The sequence below is a fragment of the Streptomyces sp. DSM 116793 genome (genome assembly GCF_057320905.1).
Genome location: NZ_CM170494.1, coordinates 1190761 through 1216468, shown reverse-complemented (window position 1 = coordinate 1216468; position 25708 = coordinate 1190761). Strand labels below are relative to the sequence as shown.

General features: G+C 67.7%; 15 protein-coding genes, 3 rRNA genes and 3 pseudogenes. 14 read left to right on the top strand and 7 right to left on the bottom strand.

From position 1 onward, the window contains the following. Positions 1-143 precede the first annotated feature (143 nt). A complete protein-coding gene (locus ACSMXW_RS05170) occupies positions 144-2792 on the top strand; it encodes an FHA domain-containing protein (RefSeq protein ID WP_485804274.1) in 2649 nt (882 codons plus the stop codon). Positions 2793-3049: 257 nt separating this feature from the next. On the opposite strand, the gene ACSMXW_RS05165 is transcribed toward ACSMXW_RS05170, so the two are convergent. Continuing rightward, a complete protein-coding gene (locus tag ACSMXW_RS05165; protein WP_485804273.1) occupies positions 3050-3880 on the bottom strand; it encodes a transglycosylase SLT domain-containing protein in 831 nt (276 codons plus the stop codon). Positions 3881-4469: 589 nt separating this feature from the next. Here ACSMXW_RS05165 and ACSMXW_RS05160 point away from each other — a divergent pair. Together ACSMXW_RS05160 and ACSMXW_RS05155 are read left to right on the top strand one after the other, a co-directional pair. Continuing rightward, complete coding sequence (locus tag ACSMXW_RS05160; protein ID WP_485804272.1) at positions 4470-5615, top strand: GAF domain-containing sensor histidine kinase; 1146 nt, start codon at positions 4470-4472, stop codon at positions 5613-5615. 55 nt (positions 5616-5670) lie between these two features. Beyond that, complete coding sequence (locus ACSMXW_RS05155) at positions 5671-6300, top strand: response regulator (protein ID WP_485807819.1); 630 nt, start codon at positions 5671-5673, stop codon at positions 6298-6300. A gap of 443 nt (positions 6301-6743) precedes the next feature. On the opposite strand, the gene ACSMXW_RS05150 is transcribed toward ACSMXW_RS05155, so the two are convergent. Continuing rightward, the gene (locus ACSMXW_RS05150; protein WP_485804271.1) at positions 6744-7532 is read right to left on the bottom strand and encodes a hypothetical protein; all 789 of its coding nucleotides are present in this window, start codon (positions 7530-7532) and stop codon (positions 6744-6746) included. 137 nt (positions 7533-7669) lie between these two features. On the opposite strand from ACSMXW_RS05150, the gene ACSMXW_RS05145 reads away from it, so the two are divergent. From ACSMXW_RS05145 to ACSMXW_RS05135, 3 genes are all read left to right on the top strand, one after another. Further along, a complete protein-coding gene (locus ACSMXW_RS05145) occupies positions 7670-8461 on the top strand; it encodes an ABC transporter ATP-binding protein (RefSeq protein ID WP_485804270.1) in 792 nt (263 codons plus the stop codon). 71 nt (positions 8462-8532) lie between these two features. After that, a complete protein-coding gene (locus tag ACSMXW_RS05140; RefSeq protein ID WP_485804269.1) occupies positions 8533-8961 on the top strand; it encodes an NfeD family protein in 429 nt (142 codons plus the stop codon). Between the two features lie 173 nt (positions 8962-9134). Further along, on the top strand, positions 9135-10070 hold the full coding sequence (locus tag ACSMXW_RS05135) for an SPFH domain-containing protein (RefSeq protein ID WP_485804268.1): 936 nt from the start codon (positions 9135-9137) through the stop codon (positions 10068-10070). Positions 10071-10191: 121 nt separating this feature from the next. Here ACSMXW_RS05135 and ACSMXW_RS05130 read toward each other — a convergent pair whose 3' ends face one another. The 3 genes from ACSMXW_RS05130 to ACSMXW_RS05120 form a co-directional block, all read right to left on the bottom strand. Then, positions 10192-10698: an HNH endonuclease gene (locus tag ACSMXW_RS05130; protein ID WP_485804267.1), complete on the bottom strand. Its 507-nt coding sequence runs from the start codon at positions 10696-10698 to the stop codon at positions 10192-10194. Between the two features lie 263 nt (positions 10699-10961). Next, positions 10962-11501 carry a YbhB/YbcL family Raf kinase inhibitor-like protein gene (locus ACSMXW_RS05125; RefSeq protein ID WP_485804266.1) on the bottom strand — a complete coding sequence of 180 codons (540 nt, stop codon included), beginning with the start codon at positions 11499-11501 and terminating at the stop codon, positions 10962-10964. Positions 11502-11548: 47 nt separating this feature from the next. Next, positions 11549-12331, bottom strand: coding sequence for a sporulation protein (locus tag ACSMXW_RS05120; protein WP_485804265.1), 783 nt, complete (start codon positions 12329-12331; stop codon positions 11549-11551). Positions 12332-12484: 153 nt separating this feature from the next. On the opposite strand from ACSMXW_RS05120, the gene ACSMXW_RS05115 reads away from it, so the two are divergent. The 7 genes and pseudogenes from ACSMXW_RS05115 to ACSMXW_RS05085 all read left to right on the top strand — a co-directional run. Then, positions 12485-13126 (top strand): DNA-3-methyladenine glycosylase, encoded by a 642-nt coding sequence (locus tag ACSMXW_RS05115; protein ID WP_485804264.1) that lies wholly within the window; start codon positions 12485-12487, stop codon positions 13124-13126. A 531-nt stretch (positions 13127-13657) separates the two neighbouring features. Further along, positions 13658-15187, top strand: a 16S ribosomal RNA gene (locus tag ACSMXW_RS05110). A gap of 324 nt (positions 15188-15511) precedes the next feature. After that, positions 15512-18635 (top strand): 23S ribosomal RNA (locus tag ACSMXW_RS05105). 139 nt (positions 18636-18774) lie between these two features. Continuing rightward, positions 18775-18891, top strand: a 5S ribosomal RNA gene (gene rrf / locus ACSMXW_RS05100). Together the 16S, 23S and 5S rRNA genes form the textbook arrangement of a ribosomal RNA operon. Before the next feature lie 495 nt (positions 18892-19386). Then, positions 19387-19959 (top strand): annotated as a pseudogene (locus ACSMXW_RS05095) (DEAD/DEAH box helicase); the annotation flags it as partial. Between the two features lie 222 nt (positions 19960-20181). Then, a pseudogene (locus ACSMXW_RS05090) lies at positions 20182-20889 on the top strand (tetratricopeptide repeat protein); the annotation flags it as partial. Positions 20890-21246: 357 nt separating this feature from the next. Further along, positions 21247-21353 (top strand): annotated as a pseudogene (locus ACSMXW_RS05085) (IS5/IS1182 family transposase); the annotation flags it as partial. A 3-nt stretch (positions 21354-21356) separates the two neighbouring features. Here ACSMXW_RS05085 and ACSMXW_RS05080 read toward each other — a convergent pair. Continuing rightward, positions 21357-22451 (bottom strand): DNA polymerase III subunit beta family protein, encoded by a 1095-nt coding sequence (locus ACSMXW_RS05080; protein WP_485804263.1) that lies wholly within the window; start codon positions 22449-22451, stop codon positions 21357-21359. Between the two features lie 307 nt (positions 22452-22758). Further along, entirely contained in the window at positions 22759-24231 is a 1473-nt protein-coding gene (locus tag ACSMXW_RS05075; RefSeq protein WP_485804262.1) for a DUF1015 family protein, read from the bottom strand. 132 nt (positions 24232-24363) lie between these two features. Between ACSMXW_RS05075 and ACSMXW_RS05070 the strand changes: the two genes are divergently transcribed. Continuing rightward, entirely contained in the window at positions 24364-25407 is a 1044-nt protein-coding gene (locus ACSMXW_RS05070; RefSeq protein WP_485804261.1) for an HAD-IIA family hydrolase, read from the top strand. The last annotated feature ends 301 nt before the right edge of the window (positions 25408-25708 follow it).

The window sequence follows — 25708 nt, the reverse complement described above, 5'->3', positions numbered from 1 at the left end:
CCTCTCAAAGCACCCGGTACGCAGTCTTCACAAGGCCCGACTTTCGGTCAGGCCACCGAGCCTGAAATAGTTCCTCACGATGTTCGACATCCCTAGACTCCCCATGACGGGGGCAACACGGGGGACAAAAAGTGGGGCTTGGAGTGCCGGAACTCGTACTGGAATTGAATGGACAAACCTGGACGCTTGATCCGTCCAGGACATATGCCCTCGGACGTGATCCGCAGGGCGACATCGTGCTCGACGACGCCAGGGTGTCGTGGCGGCACGCCACGCTGAGCTGGACCGGCCGGAGCTGGGTCATCGAGGACCACGGCAGCACCAATGGCACATATGCCCAGGGGCAGCGGATCCACCAGCTGGAGATAGGCCCGGGTTCCGCCGTGCACCTGGGGAACGCGACCGACGGCCCCAGGCTGAACGTCCAGGGCGCACCCGCGGCGGCCGTGGCCGCCCCGCAGCAGCATGCCGTGCCCGCCCAGCATGCCGTGCCCGCCCAGCATGCCCCTCAGCAGGCACCCGAGCAGCCGTACGCGCCGCAGCAGCCCTACGCCGGCCAGCAGGCCCCCGCGGGCTGGGCACAGCAGGCCCAGGCCCCTCAGCAGGCCCCGTACCAGCCGCCGGGGCAGCAAGTCCCGCAGCAGAGCACGGGAGCCCCTCAGCAGGGCTGGCAGCCGCCGCGCGCGGGTGCCCAGGCCCCCCCACAGGGTGGCCAGGCCCCGCCGGGGCAGGGCCCGGGCCCCGCCGCCGGGGCGAACGGCGCTCCGCCGGTCTACGGGGACCGCAGCCCCACGACGTTCCACCAGCTCTCACTCGGCCGAGTGATGCGCATCGGACGTGCGCTGGAGAACGATCTGGTCGTCTCCGACCTGCGGGTCTCGCGCAACCATGCGGAGTTCCACGCCACGCCCGACGGCCGCTTCGAGATCCGCGACCTCGGATCCCACAACGGCACGTACGTCAACGGCATCCCGATCGCCAAGTCCGGCTCGGCACTGATCGGCCCGAACGACATCGTGGGTGTCGGCCACTCGACCTTCCGGCTGGTGGGCGACCGGCTGGAGGAGTTCGTCGACACCGGTGCGGTCTCCTTCTCCGCCCGTCACCTGACGGTGACGGTCGACGGCGGGAAGCAGATCCTCAGGGACGTGTCCTTCGGCGTTCCCGAGAAGTCCCTCGTCGCGGTCATCGGCCCATCCGGCTCCGGAAAGTCGACGCTGCTCAAGGCGCTCACCGGTTACCGCCCCGCCGACCAGGGCGACGTCCTCTACGACAACCGGAACCTGTACAAGCAGTTCGCCGAGCTGCGCCAGCGCATCGGACTGGTCCCGCAGGACGACATCCTGCACAAGGAGCTCACGGTCCGCACCGCCCTGAAGTTCGCGGCCAAGCTGCGCTTCCCGGCGGACACCACGGAGCAGGAGCGCGCGACCCGCATCGACGAGGTGCTGCGCGAGCTCAAGCTGGACGTGCACAAGGAGAAGAAGATCACTTCGCTCTCCGGCGGCCAGCGCAAGCGCGTGTCGGTGGCCCTGGAACTGCTCACCAAGCCGTCGCTGATCTTCCTCGACGAGCCGACGTCGGGCCTCGACCCGGGCATGGACCGCGACGTCATGCAACTGCTGCGCGGCCTCGCCGACGACGGCCGCACGGTGCTCGTGGTCACCCACTCGGTGGCCGAGCTCGCGCTCTGCGACAAGCTGCTGGTGATGGCGCCGGGCGGCTCGGTGGCGTACTTCGGCCCGCCGGCGGAGGCGCTGAACTTCTTCGGCTACCAGACCTGGGCCGATGTCTTCTCCGCCTTCGAGGAGTACCGCGAGTACGACTGGTCGGGGCGCTGGAAGGGCTCGCAGCACTACCAGATGTACGCCGCAGACATCGACGCCGTCGCGGCGCAGTCGGTGCAGATGCCGCCGCCGCAGGCCGTGAAGCCCCCCAAGGCGCAGCCCTGGGGTGCGCAGCTCGTCACGCTGATCCGCCGCTATCTGTCGGTGATCGCCTCCGACAAGGGCTTCATCGGCCTGATGGTGATCCTGCCGGCCGTCCTCGGCCTGGTGAGCGTGGTCATCCCGACCGACTTCGGCCTCAAGCCACCGCCTCCCGGCCGCTTCAACAGCAACGCGGGCACGATCATGCTGATCCTCTCGGTCGGCATGTGCTTCGCCGGCGCGGCGAACTCCGTACGAGAACTGATCAAGGAACGTGTCATCTACGAGCGTGAGCGCGCCACCGGCCTGTCACGCTCCGCGTACTTGATGTCCAAGGTGATCGTCCTCGGGGTGACCACCGCGCTCCAGGGCGTCATCATCTGCGCCATCGGCTTCTCCAAGCGTGAGCTGCCGGACGAGGGCGTCGTCATCAAGAGCCTGCCCGCCGTCGAGCTCTGCCTCGTGATCATCGCCCTGGGCTTCACCTCGATGATGGTGGGCCTGGTGATCTCCTCGCTGGTGAAGACCGCGGAGAAGACCATGCCGCTGCTGGTGATGTTCGCCATCGTCCAGGTGGTCTTCACCGGCGTGCTCTTCAAGATCTTCGGCTCGCCCGGCGTCGAGCAGATCGCCTGGCTGATGCCGTCCCGCTGGGCGATCTCCGCCTCGGCGGCGACCCTGCACCTGCAGACCGTCATGCCACCCTGGGACCCCAAGAACCCCACGGATGTCGACCCGCTCTGGGACGCCACGGCGAGCCAGTGGTTCACCAATATGGCGATCCTGATCGCCATCGGCGCCATCTGCGGATTCGCCGTCGCACGGCTGCTGCGCCGCCACGAGCCGGAGGTCATGCGGAAGTAGGCGCCACGGCGCCACGGCGCCACAGGCCCCGGGCGCCCGTCGGCGCGCGGGGAAGCTTCACGGACGCGTCCGAGGAGATTCACGGACGCGCCGAAGAGGGCACAAGGACGCTCCGAAGACGTCTCTATACACGGCCGCCGGGCGGGTCACCCATACGGGTGCCCGCCCGGCGGCCGTCGCTGAGACTCAGAGGTCCTTGAGGAGCCTCAGACGAGGCTTCATGGGGGACCGGTCGTCGATTGACGTGTTGAAGAGCCTCAGTAGGCGCTGTTCACGTTGTCCATCGAGCCGTACCGGTCGGCGGCGTAGTTCGCAGCTGCGGTGATGTTCGCGACCGGGTTGTAGATGTTCCACGAGGTGCCCGAGACGTGGTACGCCGAGAAGGTCGGCGGGATCACCTGGAGCAGACCCTTGGAGGGAATGCCCCTCTGGGCGTTGATGTCCCAGTTGTTGATCGCGTTCGGGTTACCGCTCGACTCCCGCATGATGTTGCGGTACAGGCCGTTGTAGGAGCCCGGGATGTGGTGCTGCTTCATGATGTGCAGCGACTCACGGATCCAGCCGTCCAGGTTGTTGGCGTAGACCGGCCGGCTCGTGTGGGTCTTGTTGGTGACCCGCTTCACGTGCTGCGCCTTGGCGTGGTCGGTCTTGGCCTTGGACGCGACGTGGTCCTTCTGCGGGTCGTGCTTGTCCGCCTTCAGCTTCGCGGCGGCGACCTGCGCCTTCTGGTCGGCACCCGCGCCCTGCGAGGTCACGCTGGCGTGCATCTGGTGGCTCGCGGCGGAGTACGCCACCGGGGCGGTGTGCTGGGCACCCGAGTGGTCGGGAGCCAGCGACACCGCGAGGGCGGCCGCACCGAGGGAGGCGACGCCGGCGATCGCGACCTTGTGGGTCCGGGACAGGGCCAGACTGTGCCCGGGTCCGGAATCGGGCCCGCGTTTGAGCGCCTCGCGCTTGTCCGTGATCGTGCGCTTCAGAGCGTCACGCTTCTCCGTGATCCCGCGCTTCAGCGCGTCGCCGTTGAGTATCTCGCGGTTGAAGGGAGCGTTCGACTTGAAGTTCTTGAAGTTGAAAGTGTGCTTGGGCATGAGTGTCAGGACCTCTTCGAATGGGACGAGGTCGCCCGCCGTTACCGAGCGGCACGGATGTTTCCGAAACAAGCGCCGCGGCCAATTCACGCGACACCGAGCGACGGGGGCCATTCTTAGCGGCCGCAAAAAACTGTGGCAAAGATGTGACGTACGAATGGCGATAGTGGAGAAGCCCCCGCTGAGCAGCCAATCTCCGCGCTATCGTGGCCGTTCGAGGAGATCTGCACCTTCCACTAGGCGCCTTCGTAAGTGATCTGCGCCCTATGCTCGGGCTCACATCGGGGCGGGTTCTCTCTCACGAATAGTTGCCGAAGCAATGCACAGGGTCAGTGTTCTCCCACGGTAGTTCCCGGCTGTTCCCTGAAAGTGCTGCCGTTCTCCCGCCGCCGCATACCGGGCGCGTCACGGAGCCCGGTCACGGCTGTCCCGCGGGTGGCCCATGCGCATGCGTGGCCCTACGCGCGCGTGGTGCCCGTGCCACAGGCCTGCGGACCGCCGCCCGCCCCGGGCCCTACGTCCTCAGCCCTAGGCGAAGGACGCCACTGGTCCGATACGCACTGTCACCGCTCGCGGGTACCGTGAAGCCATGAGTGATGGTCCGCGCTCCGGCCTGTACGCGGTGAGCTCCGCGCTGCTCGCCATGAGCAGACACCTGGAGGTGAGCGACGTCCTGAAGACGATCGTCGCCTCGGCCCGCGAGCTGCTCGACGCCGAGTACGCGGCGCTGGGCGTGCCGGACGACCACGGCGGCTTCGCCCAGTTCGTGGTGGACGGCGTCAGCGACGAGCAGTGGAAGGCGATCGGCCCCCTGCCGCGCCAGCACGGCATCCTCGCCGCGATGCTGCACGAGGCCAGGCCGCAGCGCCTCGCCGACGTCCGCCAGGACCCCCGCTTCGAGGGCTGGCCCACCGCCCACCCGGAGATGTCCGACTTCCTGGGTCTGCCCATCCGCGACGGCGAGGAGACCATCGGAGCGCTCTTCCTGGCCAACAAACAGCGCCCCAAGCCCCTGGGCGGCTGCGGCTTCACCGAGGGGGACGAGGAGCTTCTGTCGATCCTCGCCCAGCACGCCGCCATCGCCCTCACCAACGCCCGCCTCTACGAGCGCAGCCGCGAGCTGACCATCGCCGAGGAACGCTCCCGCCTCGCCCACGAGCTGCACGACGCCGTCAGCCAGAAGCTCTTCTCGCTGCGGCTGACCGCCCAGGCCGCCGTGGCGCTGATGGACCGCGACCCGTCGCGCGCGAAGGGGGAGCTGCACCAGGTGGCCCAGCTCGCCGCGGAGGCCGCCGACGAGCTGCGCGCGGCCGTCGTCGAGCTGCGCCCCGCCGCCCTCGACGAGGACGGCCTGGTGGCCACCCTGCGCACCCAGATCCAGGTTCTCGACCGCGCCCACTCCGCCCACGTCACCTTCGCCACCCGGGGCGTGCGGGCCCTGCCGGCCGCCCATGAGGAGGCCATACTGCGCGTCGCCCAGGAAGCCCTGCACAACGCCCTGCGGCACTCGGGAGCGGTCCAGGTGGACGTCGACCTGACCCGCCGCGGCCAGGACACGATTCTCCGCGTCACCGACGATGGAGCGGGCTTCGAGCCGCGCGCCGTCCGCCGCGCGGGCCGCCACCTGGGCCTGGTCTCCATGCGGGAGAGAGCACGCGGTATCGGCGGCAGGCTCACCGTCACCTCGGCGCCCGGCAAGGGCACCACGATCGAGATGGAGGTCCCCGGTGGCTGACGACACAGGGCCGGCGGGCGGCCCGCAGCAGGGCCGGCGGCCGCCGGGAGGTCCGATCCGGGTCCTGCTGGTGGACGACCACCAGGTGGTCCGCCGCGGCCTGCGCACCTTTTTGGAGGTGCAGGACGACATCGAGGTCGTCGGGGAGGCGTCGGACGGCGCGGAGGGCGTCGCCCGCGCCGAGGAGCTGTCCCCCGACGTCGTCCTGATGGACGTCAAGATGCCCGGCATGGACGGTGTCGAGGCGCTGCGCAAGCTCCGCGAGCACGCCAACCCCGCGCGCGTGCTCATCGTCACCAGCTTCACCGAGCAGCGCACGGTCGTCCCCGCCCTGCGCGCCGGCGCCGCCGGCTATGTCTACAAGGACGTCGACCCCGACGCACTGGCCGGCGCCATCCGGTCCGTGCACGCCGGCCACGTGCTTTTGCAGCCCGAGGTCGCGGGTGCGCTCCTCGCCCAGGAGGAGTCGGGCAGCGGCCAGGGCAGGGCCGGATCGCTCACGGAGCGTGAGCAGGAGGTGCTCGGCCTCATCGCCGACGGCCGCTCCAACCGCGAGATCGCCCGGGCCCTCGTCCTCTCCGAGAAGACGGTGAAGACCCATGTCTCCAACATCCTGATGAAGCTCGACCTCGCCGACCGCACCCAAGCGGCCCTATGGGCCGTCCGCCACGGCGTGACCGGCTGAGCGCCGGCACCGGGAGTGTTCGGTCCCGCCCGGGAAGGGGTGGGGGGAATCGTGCGCTCCAGCCCCCACCGGCCGGTCGCCGGGCGACTACGGCGGGGGCTGGACCTCTACCGTCCGGTGGCTCCGGCGGGGGCGGCAGTGTCACCCACTGGGCGCCGGCACCGGGACTGTGGGCTCCGCCCGGGAAGGGGCGGGAACCGCGCCCTCGGCCCCCACCGGACGGCCGAAGGACGACAACCGCAAGGGGCCGGACCCACCGCCCGGTGGCCTCCGGCGGGACGGGCGGCCTCGCCCGGACGGCCCGGCAGGGCCGACAAGGGCCCGGCCCACCGATGTGCGCCTGGCCCCACCGGGGTTCCCCGGCCCACCAGGGTTCCCCGGCCCACCGGGGCGCCCCGGTGGGCCCGGGCGCCCCGGTGGGCCGCACGGGGGCCGGACACACCTCACCGCACCCCGCGCTCCCGCTCCTCCACATACGCGTTGTACGCGGCCACCCGCGCCCGCCGTGCCGTCCGCTCGACCGGTCGCAGGGCCTCGGTCCTGGCCGCCATCTCCGAGGCGCTCACGGCCCCGCCGTGCCCGTTCTCGTACGCCACCGAGACCAGCAGCGCCACCCGCTCCGCCAGCTCGAGCACCCGGACCGCCCGGGGTGGGTAGCCGGGCGCCAGCGGCTCACGGCCGCGTTCCGCACGCGCGCGATAGGCATCGATCGCGGCCTCGGCGGCCGGCCCGGACGCCGCCACGTCCAGCCGGGACAGGAGTGTCGTGGCCTCCCGGAGAGCGTCCGCGAGCTCCCGCTCCGCCTCGCCGAGCGACGGCACGTCCGCGGGGGGAGCCTCCCGGACCGGCAGACAGACCCAGAGGACCTCCACGTGAACATCGCCCGCGGGCCCCGCCTCGGACACCTCGGGCACGAGGCCCAGCGCGGCGCCCTGGCAGACCACGGCCTCCCCGGCCTCCATGGCGCGCGCATTGAACGCGGGCGGGCCGCTGAGCCCGAGAGGATGGCCCGGCGCGGGCAGCGCGACCCGCAGCCCGGTCACGCCGAGCGCGCGCATCCGGCCGAGCGCCAGCGTGAGCCCGACGGGCCCCTCCTCACCCGGCAGTCCCGTGACACGGTGCACAGCGTCCTCGCCGACCACGGCGAGCACCGCGTCATCCGGTGAGATCAATCCGGCCAAAAGGGCATTTCCCCAAGCGGCCAACCGTCCTGAGCGTGGTTCCGAGAGCATGGGTACCACCCTAGGGACCGGCCGATGGGACGGTCCGCACAAGTGGTGGCGTAGGTTTTGCCTGGGGGTGCGCCCACCGGCGCATGCGACAGCCGAGACGGCTCACGGCCGATACTGCAATGGGAGACAACGCGCTCATGAGCGATGTACTGGAGCTGGAGGACGTGTCCGTGGTCCGCGAGGGCCGGGCTCTGGTGGACCAGGTCTCCTGGTCGGTCAAGGAGGGGGAACGCTGGGTCATCCTGGGGCCGAACGGCGCGGGCAAGACCACCCTCCTCAACGTCGCCTCCAGCTACCTCTTCCCCAGCAAGGGCACCGCCACCATCCTGGGCGAGCAGCTGGGCAAGGTCGACGTCTTCGAACTCCGCCCGCGCATCGGCATCGCGGGCGTCGCCATCGCCGAGAAGCTGCCCAAGCGTCAGACGGTCCTGCAGACCGTCCTCACGGCCGCCTACGGGATGACCGCCGGATGGCACGAGGACTACGAGGACATCGACGAGCAGCGCGCCCGCGCCTTCCTCGACCGCCTCGGTATGAACGACTACCTGGACCGCAGATTCGGCACCCTCTCCGAGGGGGAGCGCAAGCGCACCCTCATCGCCCGCGCGCTGATGACCGACCCCGAACTGCTCCTCCTCGACGAACCAGCGGCAGGACTCGACCTGGGCGGCAGGGAGGACCTGGTGCGCCGCCTCGGCCGGCTCGCCAGCGACCCCATCGCCCCGTCCATGATCATGGTCACGCACCATGTGGAGGAGATCGCACCGGGCTTCACCCACGTCCTGATGATCCGTCAGGGAAAGGTGCTCGCCGCGGGCCCGCTGGAGCTCGAGCTCACCTCCCGCAACCTGTCCCGCTGCTTCGGGCTCCCCCTGGTCGTCGAGCAGGTCGGCCAGCGCTGGACCGCGCAGGGCCTCCCGATGTCCTGAAAACCCCGCGCGGTCCAGTGCCTTGACAGGAGGTCTGTTCGGCGGCGGGACGGCGGTCCTACCATGACGATGTGAGCATCGACGCATGGGTGTGGTGGCTGGTCGGCGCCGTCGCGCTCGGAATTCCGCTCGTAGTGACCGCAATGCCCGAATTCGGGATGTTCGCCGTGGGAGCCGTCGCGGCTGCCGTCGTCGCGGCGCTCGGGGGCGGCATTGTCTTCCAGGTCGTCGTCTTCGTGATCGTCTCCGTCGCCCTCCTCGCGGTCGTACGCCCCATCGCCAACAGACACCGGCTGCAACGCCCTGAACTGGCCTCGGGAGTGGACGCGCTCAAGGGCAAGCAGGCCGTCGTCCTGGAGCGGGTCGACGGCGCCGGCGGGCGGATCAAGCTCGCCGGGGAGGTCTGGTCGGCGCGCTCACTCGACAGCACACAGAGCTACGAAGTGGGACAGGAAGTCGACGTGGTGGAGATCGACGGCGCCACGGCCGTCGTCATCTGAGCCGGCAAGGCCGTCCCAGCCCGCTCTCCCTGCACCGAACCGCCTTGAGCAGAGGCGGAGTTGCCGGAAGTCGCCCACGACGGGCGGGCTTCTGACAGACTCGACAAGCAAGATCTAATAGAGCCGCGGATCTTCCGGAAAAGCCGAGGCAAGAAGGGTACGGGGAAGCCACGATGGAACCGATCATCATCGTCCTGATCATTCTGGTGGTGCTGGTCTTCATCGCCCTGATCAAGACCATCCAGGTCATCCCACAGGCGAGCGCCGCCATCGTGGAGCGCTTCGGCCGCTACACGCGCACGCTCAACGCCGGGCTCAACATCGTCGTGCCCTTCATCGACTCCATCCGGAACCGCATCGACCTGCGCGAACAGGTCGTGCCCTTCCCCCCGCAGCCGGTGATCACCCAGGACAACCTGGTCGTCAACATCGACACGGTCATCTACTACCAGGTGACCGACGCCCGCGCCGCGACCTACGAGGTCGCCAGCTACATCCAGGCCATCGAGCAGCTCACCGTCACCACCCTCCGCAACATCATCGGCGGCATGGACCTGGAGCGCACCCTCACCTCCCGCGAGGAGATCAACGCGGCCCTGCGCGGCGTCCTCGACGAGGCGACGGGCAAGTGGGGCATCCGCGTCAACCGCGTCGAGCTGAAGGCGATCGAGCCGCCCACGTCCATCCAGGACTCCATGGAGAAGCAGATGCGCGCCGACCGGGACAAGCGCGCCGCCATCCTCCAGGCCGAAGGTGTCCGGCAGTCCGAGATCCTGCGCGCCGAGGGCGAGAAGCAGTCCGCGATCCTGCGCGCCGAGGGTGAAGCCAGGGCGGCCGCGCTGCGCGCCGAGGGCGAGGCCCAGGCCATCCGGACGGTCTTCGAGTCCATCCACGCCGGCGACCCCGACCAGAAGCTGCTCTCCTACCAGTACCTGCAGATGCTTCCGAAGATCGCCGAGGGCGACGCCAACAAGCTGTGGATCGTCCCCAGCGAGATCGGCGACGCCCTCAAGGGCCTCTCCGGCGCCATCGGCAACTTCGGCCCGATGGCCGGCGGCCCCACCAGTGCCAACGGCAAGGAACTGCGCGAGCAGCCCCCGATCGACTGACACCATCGCGGCGCCGACCGAAGCCCCACCCACCCGCAGCAGCCCCCCGCCGGTTCCCCGGCGAGGGGCTGCGTGCGTGCGTGTTCCACGGCGCCGACGGTGGGCTGTACGCCCTTCTTCGCTAGGCCGCCGGCTGCCCCAGCCACTCCGGCAGCGTCTCGCGCTCCTCACGGCCCAGTGCCAGCAGCATCGCGTCCGCCGGAGTCGGCTCGAAGGGCTGCCACAGCAGCTCCATGCCCGCCTCCTCCGGCGTGCGGTTCGCCTTGCGGTGGTTGTCCTCGGCGCAGGACGCCACCGTGTTCAGCCAGGAGTCCGAGCCACCCGCGGAGCGCGGCACCACATGGTCGACGGTGGTCGCCCGCCGGCCGCAGTACGCGCATCTGTGCTGATCGCGTACCAGCACACCACGCCTGGACCAGGGAGCGCGTCTTCGGAACGGCACGCGGACGTACCGGCAGAGCCTGATCACCCGCGGCACCGGAAGATCCATGGTCGCGGCACGCACCCGAAGCGCGGGGTGGGCCTGCTCCACTACCGCCTTGTCCTGCAGCACCAGCACGACGGCACGGTTCATGGTCACCGTCGACAGCGGCTCGAAGCTCGCGTTGAGCACCAGCGTGTCCCGCAACTCGCCCACCTCCCGTACGACTCGCCCACCCCTGGCGGGCTGGGATCAACTCTGGCCGGGCGCGCCGGGATGGACAACGCAATAAAGATGCCCACCTCCGGCCAAGGGCAAGGTCGAAGGCGGGCAAACGTCGGGTGAACTCGGGCCCAGCAGGAGGGCGGCCTCTTCCAGGCGGAACGGCCCCCCTGGGAGCACGTCTTCCGGACGTCCTCCCGGGGAGGGCCTTCGCCCGTCCGCGGGGCCGTCACCCTAGTGGGCGCGTGTCACCCCTGGGCCGGGGTCGCGTACTCCCCGATGAGCTGCGCCCGCGCCAGGGTGTGGAAACGCAGGTTGAACCCGACGAAGGCCGGTGACGCATCCGCGTCGGGCCCCAGTTTCTCCTGGTCCACGGCGTACACGGTGAACACATAGCGGTGCGCGGGGTCCCCGGCGGGCGGCGCGGCCCCGCCGAAGTCCCTCGTGCCGTAGTCGTTGCGCGCCTGGATCGCACCGCTCGGCAGCCCCTCGAACGACTTGCTCCCCGCCCCCGCGGGCAGCTCCGTCACCGAGGCCGGGATGTCGAAGAGGACCCAGTGCCAGAACCCGCTGCCCGTCGGGGCGTCCGGGTCGTAGCAGGTGACGGCGAAGCTCTTGGTCTCCGGCGGGAAGCCTTCCCACCGCAGGTGCGGCGAGGTGTTCCCGGCCGCGTAGACCTGGGCGTCCTTGAGCGTCGCCCCCTCCGCCACGTCCTCGCTCACCACGGTGAAGGACGGAACCTGAGGAAGGAATTCGTGGGGAAGCGGCGGCCTCTTGCGCTCGGTCACAACGGCACCTCCTGATCAGTGACAACGTTCGGAGCCGAGCCTAGGACCTAGAACCAGTTGCGGCGGCTACCGACCTCCGAGATCCACTGATTCAGATAAGCCGCCCAGTCCGTCGCCTGGAAGTCGTGCAGCCCCACCACGAAGGACTTGAAGGTGTCGCTGCCCTCACTGAACAGCCCCGCCTTCTTGTCCATCTCCAGGACGACGTCCATCTCCCGGTCGTCGGCCACGAAGCTCAACTCGACCTGGTTCAGCCCCCGGTACTGCTGCGGCGGGAAGAACTCGATCTCCTGGTAGAAGGGCAGCTGCTGCCGGGTGCCACGGATGTGGCCGCGCTCCATGTCCGCGTTCTTGAAGTGGAACCCGAGCCGCCCGAAGGAGTCCAGGATCGCCTGCTGCGCCGGCAGCGGATGAACCGTGATCGGATCGAGATCACCGGAATCCACCGCATGGGCGATCTGCAGTTCCGTCGTCACTCCGATGTTCATGCCGTGCAGCGCATGCCCGGAGAAGCTGGTGATCGGCGTCTCCCAGGGGATCTCCAGGCCGAACGGCACCGCGTGCACCGCCCCCGCCTGGAGCGGGAAGGCCCCGCCGAGCCGCACCTTGGTGAACTCGATGTCCTGCTTGAACTCCTGGTCGTTGCCCTCGACCTCGACCCGGGCCTGCAGACCGACCGACAGGCCCTGGATCTCCTGGTCCACGGACCCGCCCTGGATCCGCACCTCGCCCTGGACCACACCGCCGGGCACCACATTGGCGTCGTTCAGCACCGTCTCGACCGAAGCGCCGCCCGCGCCCAGACTCGCAAGCAGCCTCTTGAACCCCATGTCTCTCCTCCCCAGGCCCCGCCTGTGGTCTGCCTACCTGTTTCCTGATCCGTACACGCGACTCGGGCGCGTCTGGTTCAGCCCTCATCCTGGCAGCAGCCGGGCCGCTCCGCCGTCCATTCGGACGCCACCTGTGGACTACGCTCGGACCCCATGATCGTGGCCCCTGACCGTACGCCCCTCGACCGGGAGTTCTTCGACCGCCCTGTCCTCGACGTGGCCAGAGGACTCCTCGGACGACTGCTCGTACGCAACACCCCCGAGGGCCCGATCGAGCTGCGCCTCACCGAGGTCGAGGCCTACGCGGGCGAGGCCGATCCCGGATCGCACGCCTACCGTGGGCGCACCCCCCGGAACGACGTGATGTTCGGCCCGCCGGGACATGCGTACGTCTACTTCACGTACGGCATGTGGTTCTGCCTCAACGTCGTGTGCGGCCCCGAGGGCCATGCGAGCGGGGTTCTCCTGCGGGCCGGGGAGATCGTGGAGGGCGCGGAACTCGCCCGGGTGCGCAGGCTCTCCGCCCGGTACGACAGGGAGCTGGCCAAGGGTCCGGCCAGGCTGGCGACGGCCCTGGACGTGGACCGCGCACTCAACGGCACGGACCTCTGCGCCGGCCCCGACGCTCCGCTCCGGCTGCTCAGCGGGATCACCTGTGAGCCGGATCAGGTGCGCAACGGTCCACGCACGGGCGTGGCGGGGGAGGGCGGGGTCCACCCGTGGCGCTTCTGGATCGACGGCGACCCCACGGTCAGCCCGTACCGGCCGCACACACCGCGGAAGCGCCGAACTTGACGCGGGTGCCACGGATCCGTAATGTAGATGGAGCCGCTTGAACCGGGTACGGCTCTCAGCCAGCAGCCGGAAGCGGCACAACCACTACCTACGATCCCCTTCAGCGGGTGCGCATTCGGCATGCCGAAAAGCGAACCTGAATAGGGCTGCGGACGCACTTTGGGGGTCCGCACGGGAATCGGTTAAAGTGGTGATCGCCGAAAGGCCGTCAGGCCGAATAAGGCACCCCGCTCCGGCCGGGGAATCGGATCCGAAAGATCTGATAGAGTCGGAGACACCGAAGGGAAACGCCCGGAGGAAAGCTGCGGAACTTGGTTCCGGGGTGAGTACAAAGGAAGTGTCCGTTCCTTGAGAACTCAACAGCGTGCTAAAAGTCAACGCCAGATATGTTGATACCCCGTCTGCCGGAGATTGTTCTCCGGTGACGAGGTTCCTTTGAAAGAAATACACAGCGAGGATGCTGTGTGCGGGAGGGTAATTCCTCTTCCCGCACCGCTCTCGTGATGTGTTCGCCCCGAGTACGGGGAAGCATTCACGGAGAGTTTGATCCTGGCTCAGGACGAACGCTGGCGGCGTGCTTAACACATGCAAGTCGAACGATGAACCGGCTTCGGTCGGGGATTAGTGGCGAACGGGTGAGTAACACGTGGGCAATCTGCCCTTCACTCTGGGACAAGCCCTGGAAACGGGGTCTAATACCGGATATGACACCGGGAGGCATCTCCTCGGTGTGGAAAGCTCCGGCGGTGAAGGATGAGCCCGCGGCCTATCAGCTTGTTGGTGGGGTGATGGCCTACCAAGGCGACGACGGGTAGCCGGCCTGAGAGGGCGACCGGCCACACTGGGACTGAGACACGGCCCAGACTCCTACGGGAGGCAGCAGTGGGGAATATTGCACAATGGGCGCAAGCCTGATGCAGCGACGCCGCGTGGGGGATGACGGCCTTCGGGTTGTAAACCTCTTTCAGCAGGGAAGAAGCCGCAAGGTGACGGTACTTGCAGAAGAAGCGCCGGCTAACTACGTGCCAGCAGCCGCGGTAATACGTAGGGCGCAAGCGTTGTCCGGAATTATTGGGCGTAAAGAGCTCGTAGGCGGCGTGTCACGTCGGTTGTGAAAGCCCGGGGCTTAACTCCGGGTCTGCAGTCGATACGGGCATGCTTGAGTTCGGTAGGGGAGATCGGAATTCCTGGTGTAGCGGTGAAATGCGCAGATATCAGGAGGAACACCGGTGGCGAAGGCGGATCTCTGGGCCGATACTGACGCTGAGGAGCGAAAGCGTGGGGAGCGAACAGGATTAGATACCCTGGTAGTCCACGCCGTAAACGGTGGGCACTAGGTGTGGGTCACATTCCACGTGGTCCGTGCCGCAGCTAACGCATTAAGTGCCCCGCCTGGGGAGTACGGCCGCAAGGCTAAAACTCAAAGGAATTGACGGGGGCCCGCACAAGCGGCGGAGCATGTGGCTTAATTCGACGCAACGCGAAGAACCTTACCAAGGCTTGACATACACCGGAAAACCGTGGAGACACGGTCCCCCTTGTGGTCGGTGTACAGGTGGTGCATGGCTGTCGTCAGCTCGTGTCGTGAGATGTTGGGTTAAGTCCCGCAACGAGCGCAACCCTTGTCCCGTGTTGCCAGCAGGCCTTTGTGGTGCTGGGGACTCACGGGAGACCGCCGGGGTCAACTCGGAGGAAGGTGGGGACGACGTCAAGTCATCATGCCCCTTATGTCTTGGGCTGCACACGTGCTACAATGGCCGGTACAATGAGTTGCGATGCCGTGAGGTGGAGCGAATCTCAAAAAGCCGGTCTCAGTTCGGATTGGGGTCTGCAACTCGACCCCATGAAGTCGGAGTCGCTAGTAATCGCAGATCAGCAGTGCTGCGGTGAATACGTTCCCGGGCCTTGTACACACCGCCCGTCACGTCACGAAAGTCGGTAACACCCGAAGCCGGTGGCCCAACCCCTTGTGGGAGGGAGTCGTCGAAGGTGGGACTGGCGATTGGGACGAAGTCGTAACAAGGTAGCCGTACCGGAAGGTGCGGCTGGATCACCTCCTTTCTAAGGAGCACTTCTTACTCGGATCCTGTTGTGGGGTTCGGGTCAGAGGCCGGTTCATCGGCGAGTGTCCGGTGCCGGTTGCTCATGGGTGGAACGTTGACTATTCGGCCTGGTTCTGGGCTGGAGGCTGCTAGTACTGCCCTTGTGGGGGCGTGGAACGTGGTTCTTCGGGTGGGACGGGTTGAGCACGCTGTTGGGTGTCTGAGGGCGCGGCCGCTTGGTTGTGTCTTCGGTTGCCGGCCCCAGTGAACTCAAGCCGTGTGGTTTGGGGTGGTGGGTGGTTGGTCGTTGTTTGAGAACTGCACAGTGGACGCGAGCATCTGTGGCCAAGTTTTTAAGGGCGCATGGTGGATGCCTTGGCACCAGGAACCGATGAAGGACGTGGGAGGCCGCGATAGGCCCCGGGGAGCTGTCAACCGAGCTGTGATCCGGGGGTGTCCGAATGGGGAAACCCGGCAGTCGTTATGGGCTGTCACCCATACCTGAACTCATAGGGTATGTGGAGGGAACGCGGGGAAGTGAAACATCTCAGTACCCGCAGGAAGAGAAAACAACCGTGATTCCGGGAGTAGTGGCGAGCGAAACTGGATGAGGCTAAACCTTGTATGTGTGAGACCCGGCAGGGGTTGCATGCAGGGGGTTGTGGGAGCTTTCTTTCGTGATCTGCCGGTTGCGAGGCAAGTGAGAAATCGTTGATGTAGGCGAAGGGCATGCGAAAGGCCCGGCGTAGAGGGTAAGACCCCCGTAGCTGAAATGTCAGCGACTTGTTTGAGAGTTTCCCGAGTAGCATGGGGCCCGAGAAATCCTGTGTGAATCTGGCGGGACCACCCGCTAAGCCTAAATATTCCCTGGTGACCGATAGCGGATAGTACCGTGAGGGAATGGTGAAAAGTACCCCGGGAGGGGAGTGAAATAGTACCTGAAACCGTGTGCCTACAAGCCGTGGGAGCGTCGGAATGGAGTTTGCTTCATTCTCGTGACTGCGTGCCTTTTGAAGAATGAGCCTGCGAGTTTGCGGCATGTTGCGAGGTTAACCTGTTGTGGGGGAGCCGTAGCGAAAGCGAGTCCGAATAGGGCGGTGGAGTAGCGTGCTCAAGACCCGAAGCGGAGTGATCTAGCCATGGGCAGGTTGAAGCGGCTGTAAGAGGTCGTGGAGGACCGAACCCACCAGGGTTGAAAACCTGGGGGATGACCTGTGGTTAGGGGTGAAAGGCCAATCAAACTCCGTGATAGCTGGTTCTCCCCGAAATGCATTTAGGTGCAGCGTCGTGTGTTTCTTGCCGGAGGTAGAGCACTGGATAGGCGATGGGCCTTACCGGGTTACTGACCTTAGCCAAACTCCGAATGCCGGTAAGTGAGAGCGCGGCAGTGAGACTGTGGGGGATAAGCTCCATGGTCGAGAGGGAAACAGCCCAGAGCATCGACTAAGGCCCCTAAGCGTGTGCTAAGTGGGAAAGGATGTGGAGTCGCAGAGACAACCAGGAGGTTGGCTTAGAAGCAGCCATCCTTGAAAGAGTGCGTAATAGCTCACTGGTCTAGTGATTCCGCGCCGACAATGTAGCGGGGCTCAAGCACACCGCCGAAGTCGTGTCATTGCAGCGGAAGCCTTAACGGGTGTTGTGATGGGTAGGGGAGCGTCGTCTGCTGGGTGAAGCAGCACCGGAAGGTAGTTGTGGACGGTTGACGAGTGAGAATGCAGGCATGAGTAGCGATTCACACGTGGGAAACGTGTGCGCCGATTGACTAAGGGTTCCTGGGTCAAGCTGATCTGCCCAGGGTAAGTCGGGACCTAAGGCGAGGCCGACAGGCGTAGTCGATGGATAACCGGTTGATATTCCGGTACCCGCTGTGAAGCGTCAAACATTGAATCCAGTGATGCTAAGCCCGTGAAGCCGTCGGGCCTCGTCTTTGACGTGGTTCGGAGTGGTGGAGCCGGTGGTCCGAGCTGGTAGTAGGTGAGTGATGGGGTGACGCAGGAAGGTAGTCCATCCCGGGCGGTGGTTGTCCCGGGGTAAGGGTGTAGCCCGTCAGGTAGGTAAATCCGCCTGGCTTGTGGGTGAGGCCTGATGCCGAGCCGATTGTGGTGAAGTGGATGATCCTATGCTGTCGAGAAAAGCCTCTAGCGAGTTTTGTGGCGGCCCGTACCCTAAACCGACTCAGGTGGTCTGGTAGAGAATACCGAGGCGTTCGGGTGAACTATGGTTAAGGAACTCGGCAAAATGCCCCCGTAACTTCGGGAGAAGGGGGGCCATTCCTGGTGATGGCATATGCTGCCTGAGCTGGGGGTGGCCGCAGAGACCAGCGAGAAGCGACTGTTTACTAAAAACACAGGTCCGTGCGAAGCCGTAAGGCGATGTATACGGACTGACGCCTGCCCGGTGCTGGAACGTTAAGGGGACCGGTTAGCTCACTTTCGGGTGGGCGAGGCTGAGAACTTAAGCGCCAGTAAACGGCGGTGGTAACTATAACCATCCTAAGGTAGCGAAATTCCTTGTCGGGTAAGTTCCGACCTGCACGAATGGCGTAACGACTTCTTGACTGTCTCAACCATAGGCCCGGTGAAATTGCAGTACGAGTAAAGATGCTCGTTTCGCGCAGCAGGACGGAAAGACCCCGGGACCTTTACTATAGTTTGATATTGGTGTTCGGTTCGGCTTGTGTAGGATAGGTGGGAGACTGTGATGCGGGCACGCCAGTGTTCGTGGAGTCGTTGTTGAAATACCACTCTGGTCGTGCTGGATGTCTAACCTGGGTCCGTGATCCGGATCAGGGACAGTGTCTGATGGGTAGTTTAACTGGGGCGGTTGCCTCCTAAAGGGTAACGGAGGCGCCCAAAGGTTCCCTCAGCCTGGTTGGTAATCAGGTGTTGAGTGTAAGTGCACAAGGGAGCTTGACTGTGAGACTGACGGGTCGAGCAGGGACGAAAGTCGGGACTAGTGATCCGGCGGTGGCTTGTGGAAGCGCCGTCGCTCAACGGATAAAAGGTACCCCGGGGATAACAGGCTGATCTTCCCCAAGAGTCCATATCGACGGGATGGTTTGGCACCTCGATGTCGGCTCGTCGCATCCTGGGGCTGGAGTCGGTCCCAAGGGTTGGGCTGTTCGCCCATTAAAGCGGTACGCGAGCTGGGTTTAGAACGTCGTGAGACAGTTCGGTCCCTATCCGCTGTGCGCGTAGGAGTCTTGAGAAGGGCTGTCCCTAGTACGAGAGGACCGGGACGGACGAACCTCTGGTGTGCCAGTTGTTCTGCCAAGGGCATGGCTGGTTGGCTACGTTCGGGAGGGATAACCGCTGAAAGCATCTAAGCGGGAAGCCTGCTTCGAGATGAGGGCTCCCACCTACTTGATGGGGTAAGGCTCCCAGTAGACGACTGGGTTGATAGGCCAGGTCTGGAAGCACCGTGAGGTGTGGAGGTGACTGGTACTAATAGGCCGAGGGCTTGTCCTCAGGTGCTCGCGTCCACTGTGTTGGTTCTCAGACAACGAACAGTCGTGTCGGCTGAACGGCTTCACTTACTAATTAAAGAGTGTGCTTGTTCGCTGGCCCTGTTCAAAGCCCCGTTCAGAGACGGGGCGACTGATAGGGTTTCGGTGGTCACAGCGAAAGGGAAACGCCCGGTTACATTCCGAACCCGGAAGCTAAGCCTTTCAGCGCCGATGGTACTGCAGGGGGGACCCTGTGGGAGAGTAGGACGCCGCCGAGCAATTTTTGGAGGACCCTTGGTCCCAGCGTGCACGCTGGGACCAAGGGTCCTTTTGTTTTTTCGGGCACCGTCCACGTGCTCGGCTGCGTAAGAATGATTGTGGTAGCGACGACAGGAGCCAAACCCATGTCCGCCAACTCTCCCGACGAGCGTCCGGAGCGCGAGCAGCGCCGCCGGGACGGCGGTGACCGCGACGGTTACCGGAGTGGGCCACGACGCGACGGCGAGCGAGGCGGCTCCGGACAGCGCGCCGACCGCGATCGCGATGGTCAGCGATTCGGCGAACGCCGCGGCCCCCGAGGGGACTTCGACCGTGGTGACCGTGGTGGCCGCAGGGACCATGGGGATGCCCGCCATGACGACGGCCGAGGGGGCCCGCGTGGCCGGGACTACCGCGAGCGTGGCTCCCGGGACCACGGTGGGCGTCCGCCCTACCGTCGCGACGACCGGTTCGGCGGGCCCCGTCGCGACGACCGGTACAGCGGTGACCGCCAGGGCGACCGTTACGGCTCCGATCGCCGTGCCGGCGGCGACGGCGACCGCGGCTTCCGCAGGGACGCGGACCGCCCGGCCTCCCGCAGGGACGACCGCCCCGGCTTCCGGCGCGATGGCGACCATGCCTCTCGCGGCGGCTACCGCAGGGACGATCGGTGGAACGACCGCAGGGACGAGCGGCGGAGCGAACCACGAGACGACCGTCGCGGATTCCGTCGCGACGACCGCGACTCCAGGGACGGAGGCCGTCGCGATGACCGTGGTGGCTTCCGCCGAGATGACCGGGGCGGGTACCGCCGGGATGATCGAGATGACCGGGGTGGGTACCGCCGCGATGATCGAGATGTCCGACGTGACGACCGCGACGCCCGCAGGGACGAACGCGGGGGCCCGCGCGGTGACGGACAGCGAGGCGGCTTCCGTCGCGACGACCGGCGTGCCGAGCACAGGCGCGACGACAGGCGCGACGACCGCGGTGGCTTCCACCGGAGCGACAGCCGTGGTGCCCGCACAGATGACCGCGGTGGCTTCCGGCGGGATGACAGCCGTGGTCCCCGCACAGGGGAGTACCGCGGCCGTGACGACCGGCCCCGTGGTCCCCGAAGGGACGACCGGCGTGACGACGGCCGCGGCCGCCCCGGAGGGTTCCGCGGCCGGGATGGCCGGGACGGCCGGGATGGCCGCGGTGGGGACTGGCGCGGCGAGCGCCGCGGGGACCGACGCGGAGGCGGCCGCTTCCGGGACGACCGCGACCGCGACCGGAGCCGTGAGCGTGACCGCGAGCCCATCCAGCGGCTGCCGATCCCCGAGGACGTCACCGGCGAGGAGATCGACAAGGAAGTACGGCAGGAACTGCAGAGCCTGCCGAGGACTCTGGCGGACGACGTCGCGAAGAACCTGGTCATGGTCGCGCGGCTGATCGACGACGAGCCCGAGCGGGCATACGGCTACTCCAAGGTCGCACTGCGGCTCGCGTCGCGCGTCGCGGCCGTACGGGAGGCCGCGGGGTTCGCCGCGTACGCCAACCAGCTCTACGGCGAGGCCCTGGCGGAGTTCCGTGCCGCCCGGCGTATGACCGGAAACGTGGATCTGTGGCCCCTCATGGCGGACTGCGAGCGTGGCCTCGGCCGGCCTGAGAAGGCTCTCGACATGGCGGGCGCCCCGGAGGTGAGCAAGCTCGACAAGGCCGGCCAGGTCGAGATGCGGCTGGTGGCCGCAGGCGCCCGGCGCGACCTCGGCCAACTCGACGCCGCCATCGTGACGTTGCAGAGCCCGGAACTGGCCTCGAACTCCGTCCAGCCGTGGACCGCGCGCCTGCGCTACGCGTACGCCGACGCGCTGCTCGCCGCGGGCCGGGCCGACGAGGCACGGGAGTGGTTCGCCAAGGCGGTCGAGTCCGACCGGGACGGCAGCACCGATGCCTCCGACCGGCTCGCCGAGCTGGATGGCATCGAGTTCACGGACGCCCTCGACGACAGCCTGGACGACGAGGCCGAAGCCGAGGAGGCCCTGGCGGAGCCCCTCGCCCGCGGAGAGGAGCCCCTCGCCCGCGGAGAGGAGTCTTCCGCCCGCGGAGAGGAGTCCTCCGCCCGGGAAGAGGAGCACCCGGCCAAGGACCCCCAGGCCGAGGAGCCGCTCTCCGACGAACTGCCCACCGAGGAGCCTCTCGCCGAGCAGCCGCCGGCGGAGCGGCACCAGGAGGACGAGGAGATCAGCGACACCGAGGAGACCAAGAGCGCCGAGGACACCGAGGACAACCCGGGCACCCCGGGCGCCGACGACGCGCGGGAGCAGGACGCTTAGGCCTGGGCCGTGACCCTTTGTGAGTTGATCAGTTGATCGGATGCGTCAGTCCGGTTAATGATCACTGGTCCGATGTGGGACCGGATCGAGCGGCTATGCCGGCCGATCCGGTCCCTGGCAGGCGGTGGGCAGACCACCGCCGAACCTTTGAAGCCATCGCATGGAATCTAGTTCTCCAGGCGGACAGGCATCAGTAGCGAAAAGGCGTCCTCGGTGTCGGTGCGGCGAATCACCAGGGGTGCCTTGGGGGCGCCGAACTCCAGAATCAGTTCGTTCCGGGCTCCGGCGGTGAGGGCCTGCAGCAGGAACTCGCGGTTGACGGCAACGCGGTCCTGACCGCCGTCACCGTCTTCGCACACGGTCACCACGCCGTCAGCCCCGACCTTGAGCAGGGTGAGATCACCGGACTTGCCGTCCTGGTCGCGAACCTCGCTTGCACGGACAGGACCGGTTTCCACCGCCTTCAGGAAAGTCGGGACATCGACAAGGGCACGGCGCCCTGCCGGCAGGCGGACGAGGCGACGGTAATCAGGAAAGTCGTGAGCGAGGCACTGGCCGGCCGCCTGGCCGCCCTCCGTTTCCAAGGTCACGCGGTCACCGTCCACAGTGAGCTGAATCGATGCGTCGTCATTCAGCAGCGCCCGCATCGCATCGACCAGCGGGGACGGCACGATGGCCTGCACCCGGGGCCCTCCATGGCCGGTGGTACCGGCTTGTGCGACAGCCATCCGGTACCGGTCGGTGGCCACGACACGGAGTGCGTCGCCCTCGATGTCGAAGAGGACACCGCCGAGCATCGGCAGCTCCGGGTCGGTACTGGCGGCGAAGCGGACCGCATCCAGCGCACCGGCCAGTTCACGTGTGAGGACAGCCGTCCGGACGGTCGTGTTGCTGAGTGAAGTCATGGGGTTCTCCCTGCATTCGAGGAGTGCTCGGATCGTGGAGAACTCATTGCGAGCATCGGCCAGGCCCAGTTCGAGACGGTGCAGATGGGCCTGGAGCAGCTTCCGCACCAGGTCGGTGTCCGCAGCGGACCATCCGGCGAGTACCAGCCGAATGTCCGCCAACGGCATACCGGCCCGGCGTAGCCGTGCCAACAACCGGGACTCCTCAAGCTGCTCGGGGTCGTACCAGCGGTAACCGCTCACCGGGTCCACCCAGGCGGGAACCAGTACTCCGGCACCGTCGTAGAACCGCAAGGCGCTCACGCTCAGTCCACTGTCCCGGGCCATCTCGCCAATACTGCGCATCTCGCTCTCCACACCCAGAACTCTGAGCCCTTCACCAAGTCGAGGGTCAACCAGGACTTCGGCGGTGTCTGCGACCGCCTACCACGGACCGGACCGGACCGGCCGGCATCAGCAGCGCCATCCGGCCCCATATCGCCAGTGATCACAGACCGGACAGGCATATTCGATCCACACAGCAACTCACCAAAGAGGCAGGCTGAAGGCCGGACGTTTGAAAGGCATCCGTCCGCCAAGAGCACACGCCCCGACCGTCCGCACAGGGGAGAGCGGCCGGACCGTTCGCACGGGGAGAGCGGCCGGACCGTCCCCCCCGGCCCGCTCAGTCCGTGAGTACCCGCAGGACCAGCCCGGTCGCCGGTTTCGGGCCGAAGGACGTCGACTTGCGCGGCATCATCACGCCCTGCCGCGCAAGGTCCCGCACCACCTCCTCGCGGACCGGATGCATCAGGACGGCCGTGCCACCGTCGTGTTCCGCCTTGGCGACGGTGGCCGCGGTGTCGTGGATGTAAGCGATGTGTTCCGCGGCGTCCGGCACCTGCCAGATGTGTTCCAGCAGGACCGAGTGGAGCACGGTCGCGTCCAGGGTCCGCCAGGCCGCCGGGCCCGCGGGGACCAGACGGTCCAGCAGGGCGGGCGAGGGCCGGTCGATCAGGTGCAAGCCGCCGTCGCCGGCGAGCAGGAACGCGTTGCCGTCCGTGCGGGCCTTGGCGAGCGCGTCCATGGCGTGCTCCAGGGGCCCGTCCACCCTGCGCACCCGGAAGTGCCCGCCGACGGCGGCAAGCGCCTCGGAGACCGACAGCCGGTGCAGCAGGCGGTGGATCGCACGCACCCGCAAGGGATAGCGCACCGTGTCCACCAGCAGCACCAGCCCGTAGTCCCACGGCCCCCATGCGTCTGCCGTCTCTGCCGTCTCTGCCGCCTCTGCCGCATCTGCGGCTCGTGGCGCCCGGGCCCCGTGTGCGGCGTGCTCCGCGCGTAGATTCAGGTAGGTCGCCCACCGGTGATGGCCGTCCGCGATCAGCGCCTGGTGACGGGCGAGGTCCGCGCGCACCGCGGCGATCTCGGCCGGGTCCGCGACGGACCACAGGCGGTGGCGGACGCCGTCCTCGGTGGTGGTGACCAGCAGCGGCGGGCGCCGCACGGCATCGTCGACGACCGCGGCGGTGTCCCTCGGTGCCGGCCCCGGCACGGGTACCGACCCCGAGCGGTCGGACGCGCCCGCCCCGGCCTGGTGCGCCGTCCGCGGCTCCTCGGACGGGGCCACGATGTCCCTGAAACCCCCGCCCCCGTCACCGCGGTACGTCAGCAGCAGGGGCTCCAGATTGGCGGCCGTCGCGCGCATCAACTCGGCGCGGTCCGCGACGATCCGGGGCATGACGTCCTCATGGGGCAGGACGACGCCCCGGCCGGGCGCGGAGAGCCGCAGGGCGCCGATGACGCCGCGTTGCAGCAGATCACCGGTGTGCTGCTCGTAGACGTAGAGGGCCGGCTCGGGATCAGTGGTCAGGATGCCCGCGGCCCGCCACTCGCGGAGGGTGTCCGCGGCCCGCCTGGAGCGTTCGGCGGGCGTGGCGGCCTGCGGGAGGATCAGCCGGACGATGTTGTAAGGGTCGGCGGACTCCAGATGGTGCAGGCCGTCCGGGCGTACCACCACGTCGTACGGGGGCGAGGTGACGGCGGCGAGGCTGCGGACCCGGTCGGGGTGGTAGCGCACGCCGCGGAACGGGATCAGGTCGAGCCCGTCGCCGGCCGGGTCCTGGGCTGGATCTTCAGCGGGACCTGCAGAGTTCATTGGTGCATCGTAAGTGCGCCGGGCGCTGTCGGAGGCATGCGGGATGATCGGAGTGCACGGTGCCGAAGGGGCGCGGCAAGGGCCCGGCGGCGTGCACCATGCAGGGCACGAGCAAGTGGGAGACGAGGCGTGATGAGCCAGACGGTCAGGACGCGGCCCGAGGGCAGCGAGCAGGAGCTGAGCCGGGCCTACGACACGGCGCTGCTCGACCTGGACGGAGTCGTGTACGCGGGCGGCCGGGCGATCCCGCACGCCGTGCGCTCCCTGACGGCGGCCCGCGACGCCGGCATGCACCTGGCCTATGTGACCAACAACGCCCTGCGGACGCCCGACGCCGTGGCCGCGCACCTCACCGATCTGGGCGTGCCCGCGCAGGCGTCGGACGTCATCACCTCGGCGCAGGCCGTGGCCCGGCTGATCAGCGATCAGATCCCGCACGGGTCGCGGGTCCTGGTGGTCGGGGGCGAGGGGCTGCGGGTCGCGCTGCGGGAGCGCGGTCTGGTACCGGTGGAGTCCGCGGACGACGATCCGGCCGCCGTCGTCCAGGGTTACGGGGGGCCGGACCTGGCGTGGGGGAGGTTCGCGGAGGCCTGCTACGCCATCGCGCGCGGGGTGCCGTGGTTCGCGTCCAACACCGACCGGACGATCCCGAGCGGCCGTGGCATCGCCCCCGGCAACGGCGCGGCCGTCGAGGTCGTCAGGATCGTCACCGGCGGCGAGCCGCAGGTGGCGGGCAAGCCGCTGCCCCCGATGCACCGGGAGACCATCCTGCGCACCGGCGCGCAGCGCCCCCTCGTCGTCGGCGACCGGCTGGACACGGACATCGAGGGCGCGTTCCAGGGCGGCGTTGACTCCCTGCTCGTCCTGACCGGCGTGACCGACGCCGCCGAACTGCTGGCCGCCGAGCCGCGCCACCGGCCGACCTACGTGGCCGCGGACCTGCGCGGCATGCTGACCGGGCATCCGCGGGTCACCCAGGAGGAGGGCGAGGACGGCAAGGCGGCGTTCCGGTGCGGCGGCTGGCGCGCCTCGGCGAGGCGGGAGCGGCTCGACGTGCAGGGCGAGGGCGACGCCCTCGACGGCCTGCGCGCGCTGTGCGCGGCCGCCTGGACGGCCGCGGGGGAGGACGCCTGCCGTCTCGACGGCGGCAAGGCCGTGGCGCGTCTCGGGTGGTGAGCCGACCGCCCGGTGGTACGCGGCCCTCGGCCGGGTGGCGAGGAACGGAAGACGAGTAACGAGAAGCCGGCGTCGAGACACCGGCGTCGAGACACCGGCGTCGAGACACCGGCGTCGAGACACCGGCGTCGAGACACCGGCGTCGAGAAACCAGCGACGAGGATCGAGCGACGAGGAACGGGATGACGGAAGCTGGGGCGTTGGAGAGAGGGGCAACGAAGGCCGGGCCCCGAGGAGCCGACCGCAAGAGCCACGCAACCGGGCCCCGAGGAGCCGACCGCAAGAGCTACGCAACGAGGGC

Coding starts and splice junctions, on each gene's coding strand:
- ACSMXW_RS05145 (WP_485804270.1), top strand. CDS start 7,670: ATGAGCGATGTACTGGAGCTGGAGGACGTGTCCGTGGTCCGCGAGGGC.
- ACSMXW_RS05070 (WP_485804261.1), top strand. CDS start 24,364: ATGAGCCAGACGGTCAGGACGCGGCCCGAGGGCAGCGAGCAGGAGCTG.
- ACSMXW_RS05135 (WP_485804268.1), top strand. CDS start 9,135: ATGGAACCGATCATCATCGTCCTGATCATTCTGGTGGTGCTGGTCTTC.
- ACSMXW_RS05075 (WP_485804262.1), bottom strand. CDS start 24,231: ATGAACTCTGCAGGTCCCGCTGAAGATCCAGCCCAGGACCCGGCCGGC.
- ACSMXW_RS05150 (WP_485804271.1), bottom strand. CDS start 7,532: ATGCTCTCGGAACCACGCTCAGGACGGTTGGCCGCTTGGGGAAATGCC.
- ACSMXW_RS05115 (WP_485804264.1), top strand. CDS start 12,485: ATGATCGTGGCCCCTGACCGTACGCCCCTCGACCGGGAGTTCTTCGAC.
- ACSMXW_RS05165 (WP_485804273.1), bottom strand. CDS start 3,880: ATGCCCAAGCACACTTTCAACTTCAAGAACTTCAAGTCGAACGCTCCC.
- ACSMXW_RS05120 (WP_485804265.1), bottom strand. CDS start 12,331: ATGGGGTTCAAGAGGCTGCTTGCGAGTCTGGGCGCGGGCGGCGCTTCG.
- ACSMXW_RS05160 (WP_485804272.1), top strand. CDS start 4,470: ATGAGTGATGGTCCGCGCTCCGGCCTGTACGCGGTGAGCTCCGCGCTG.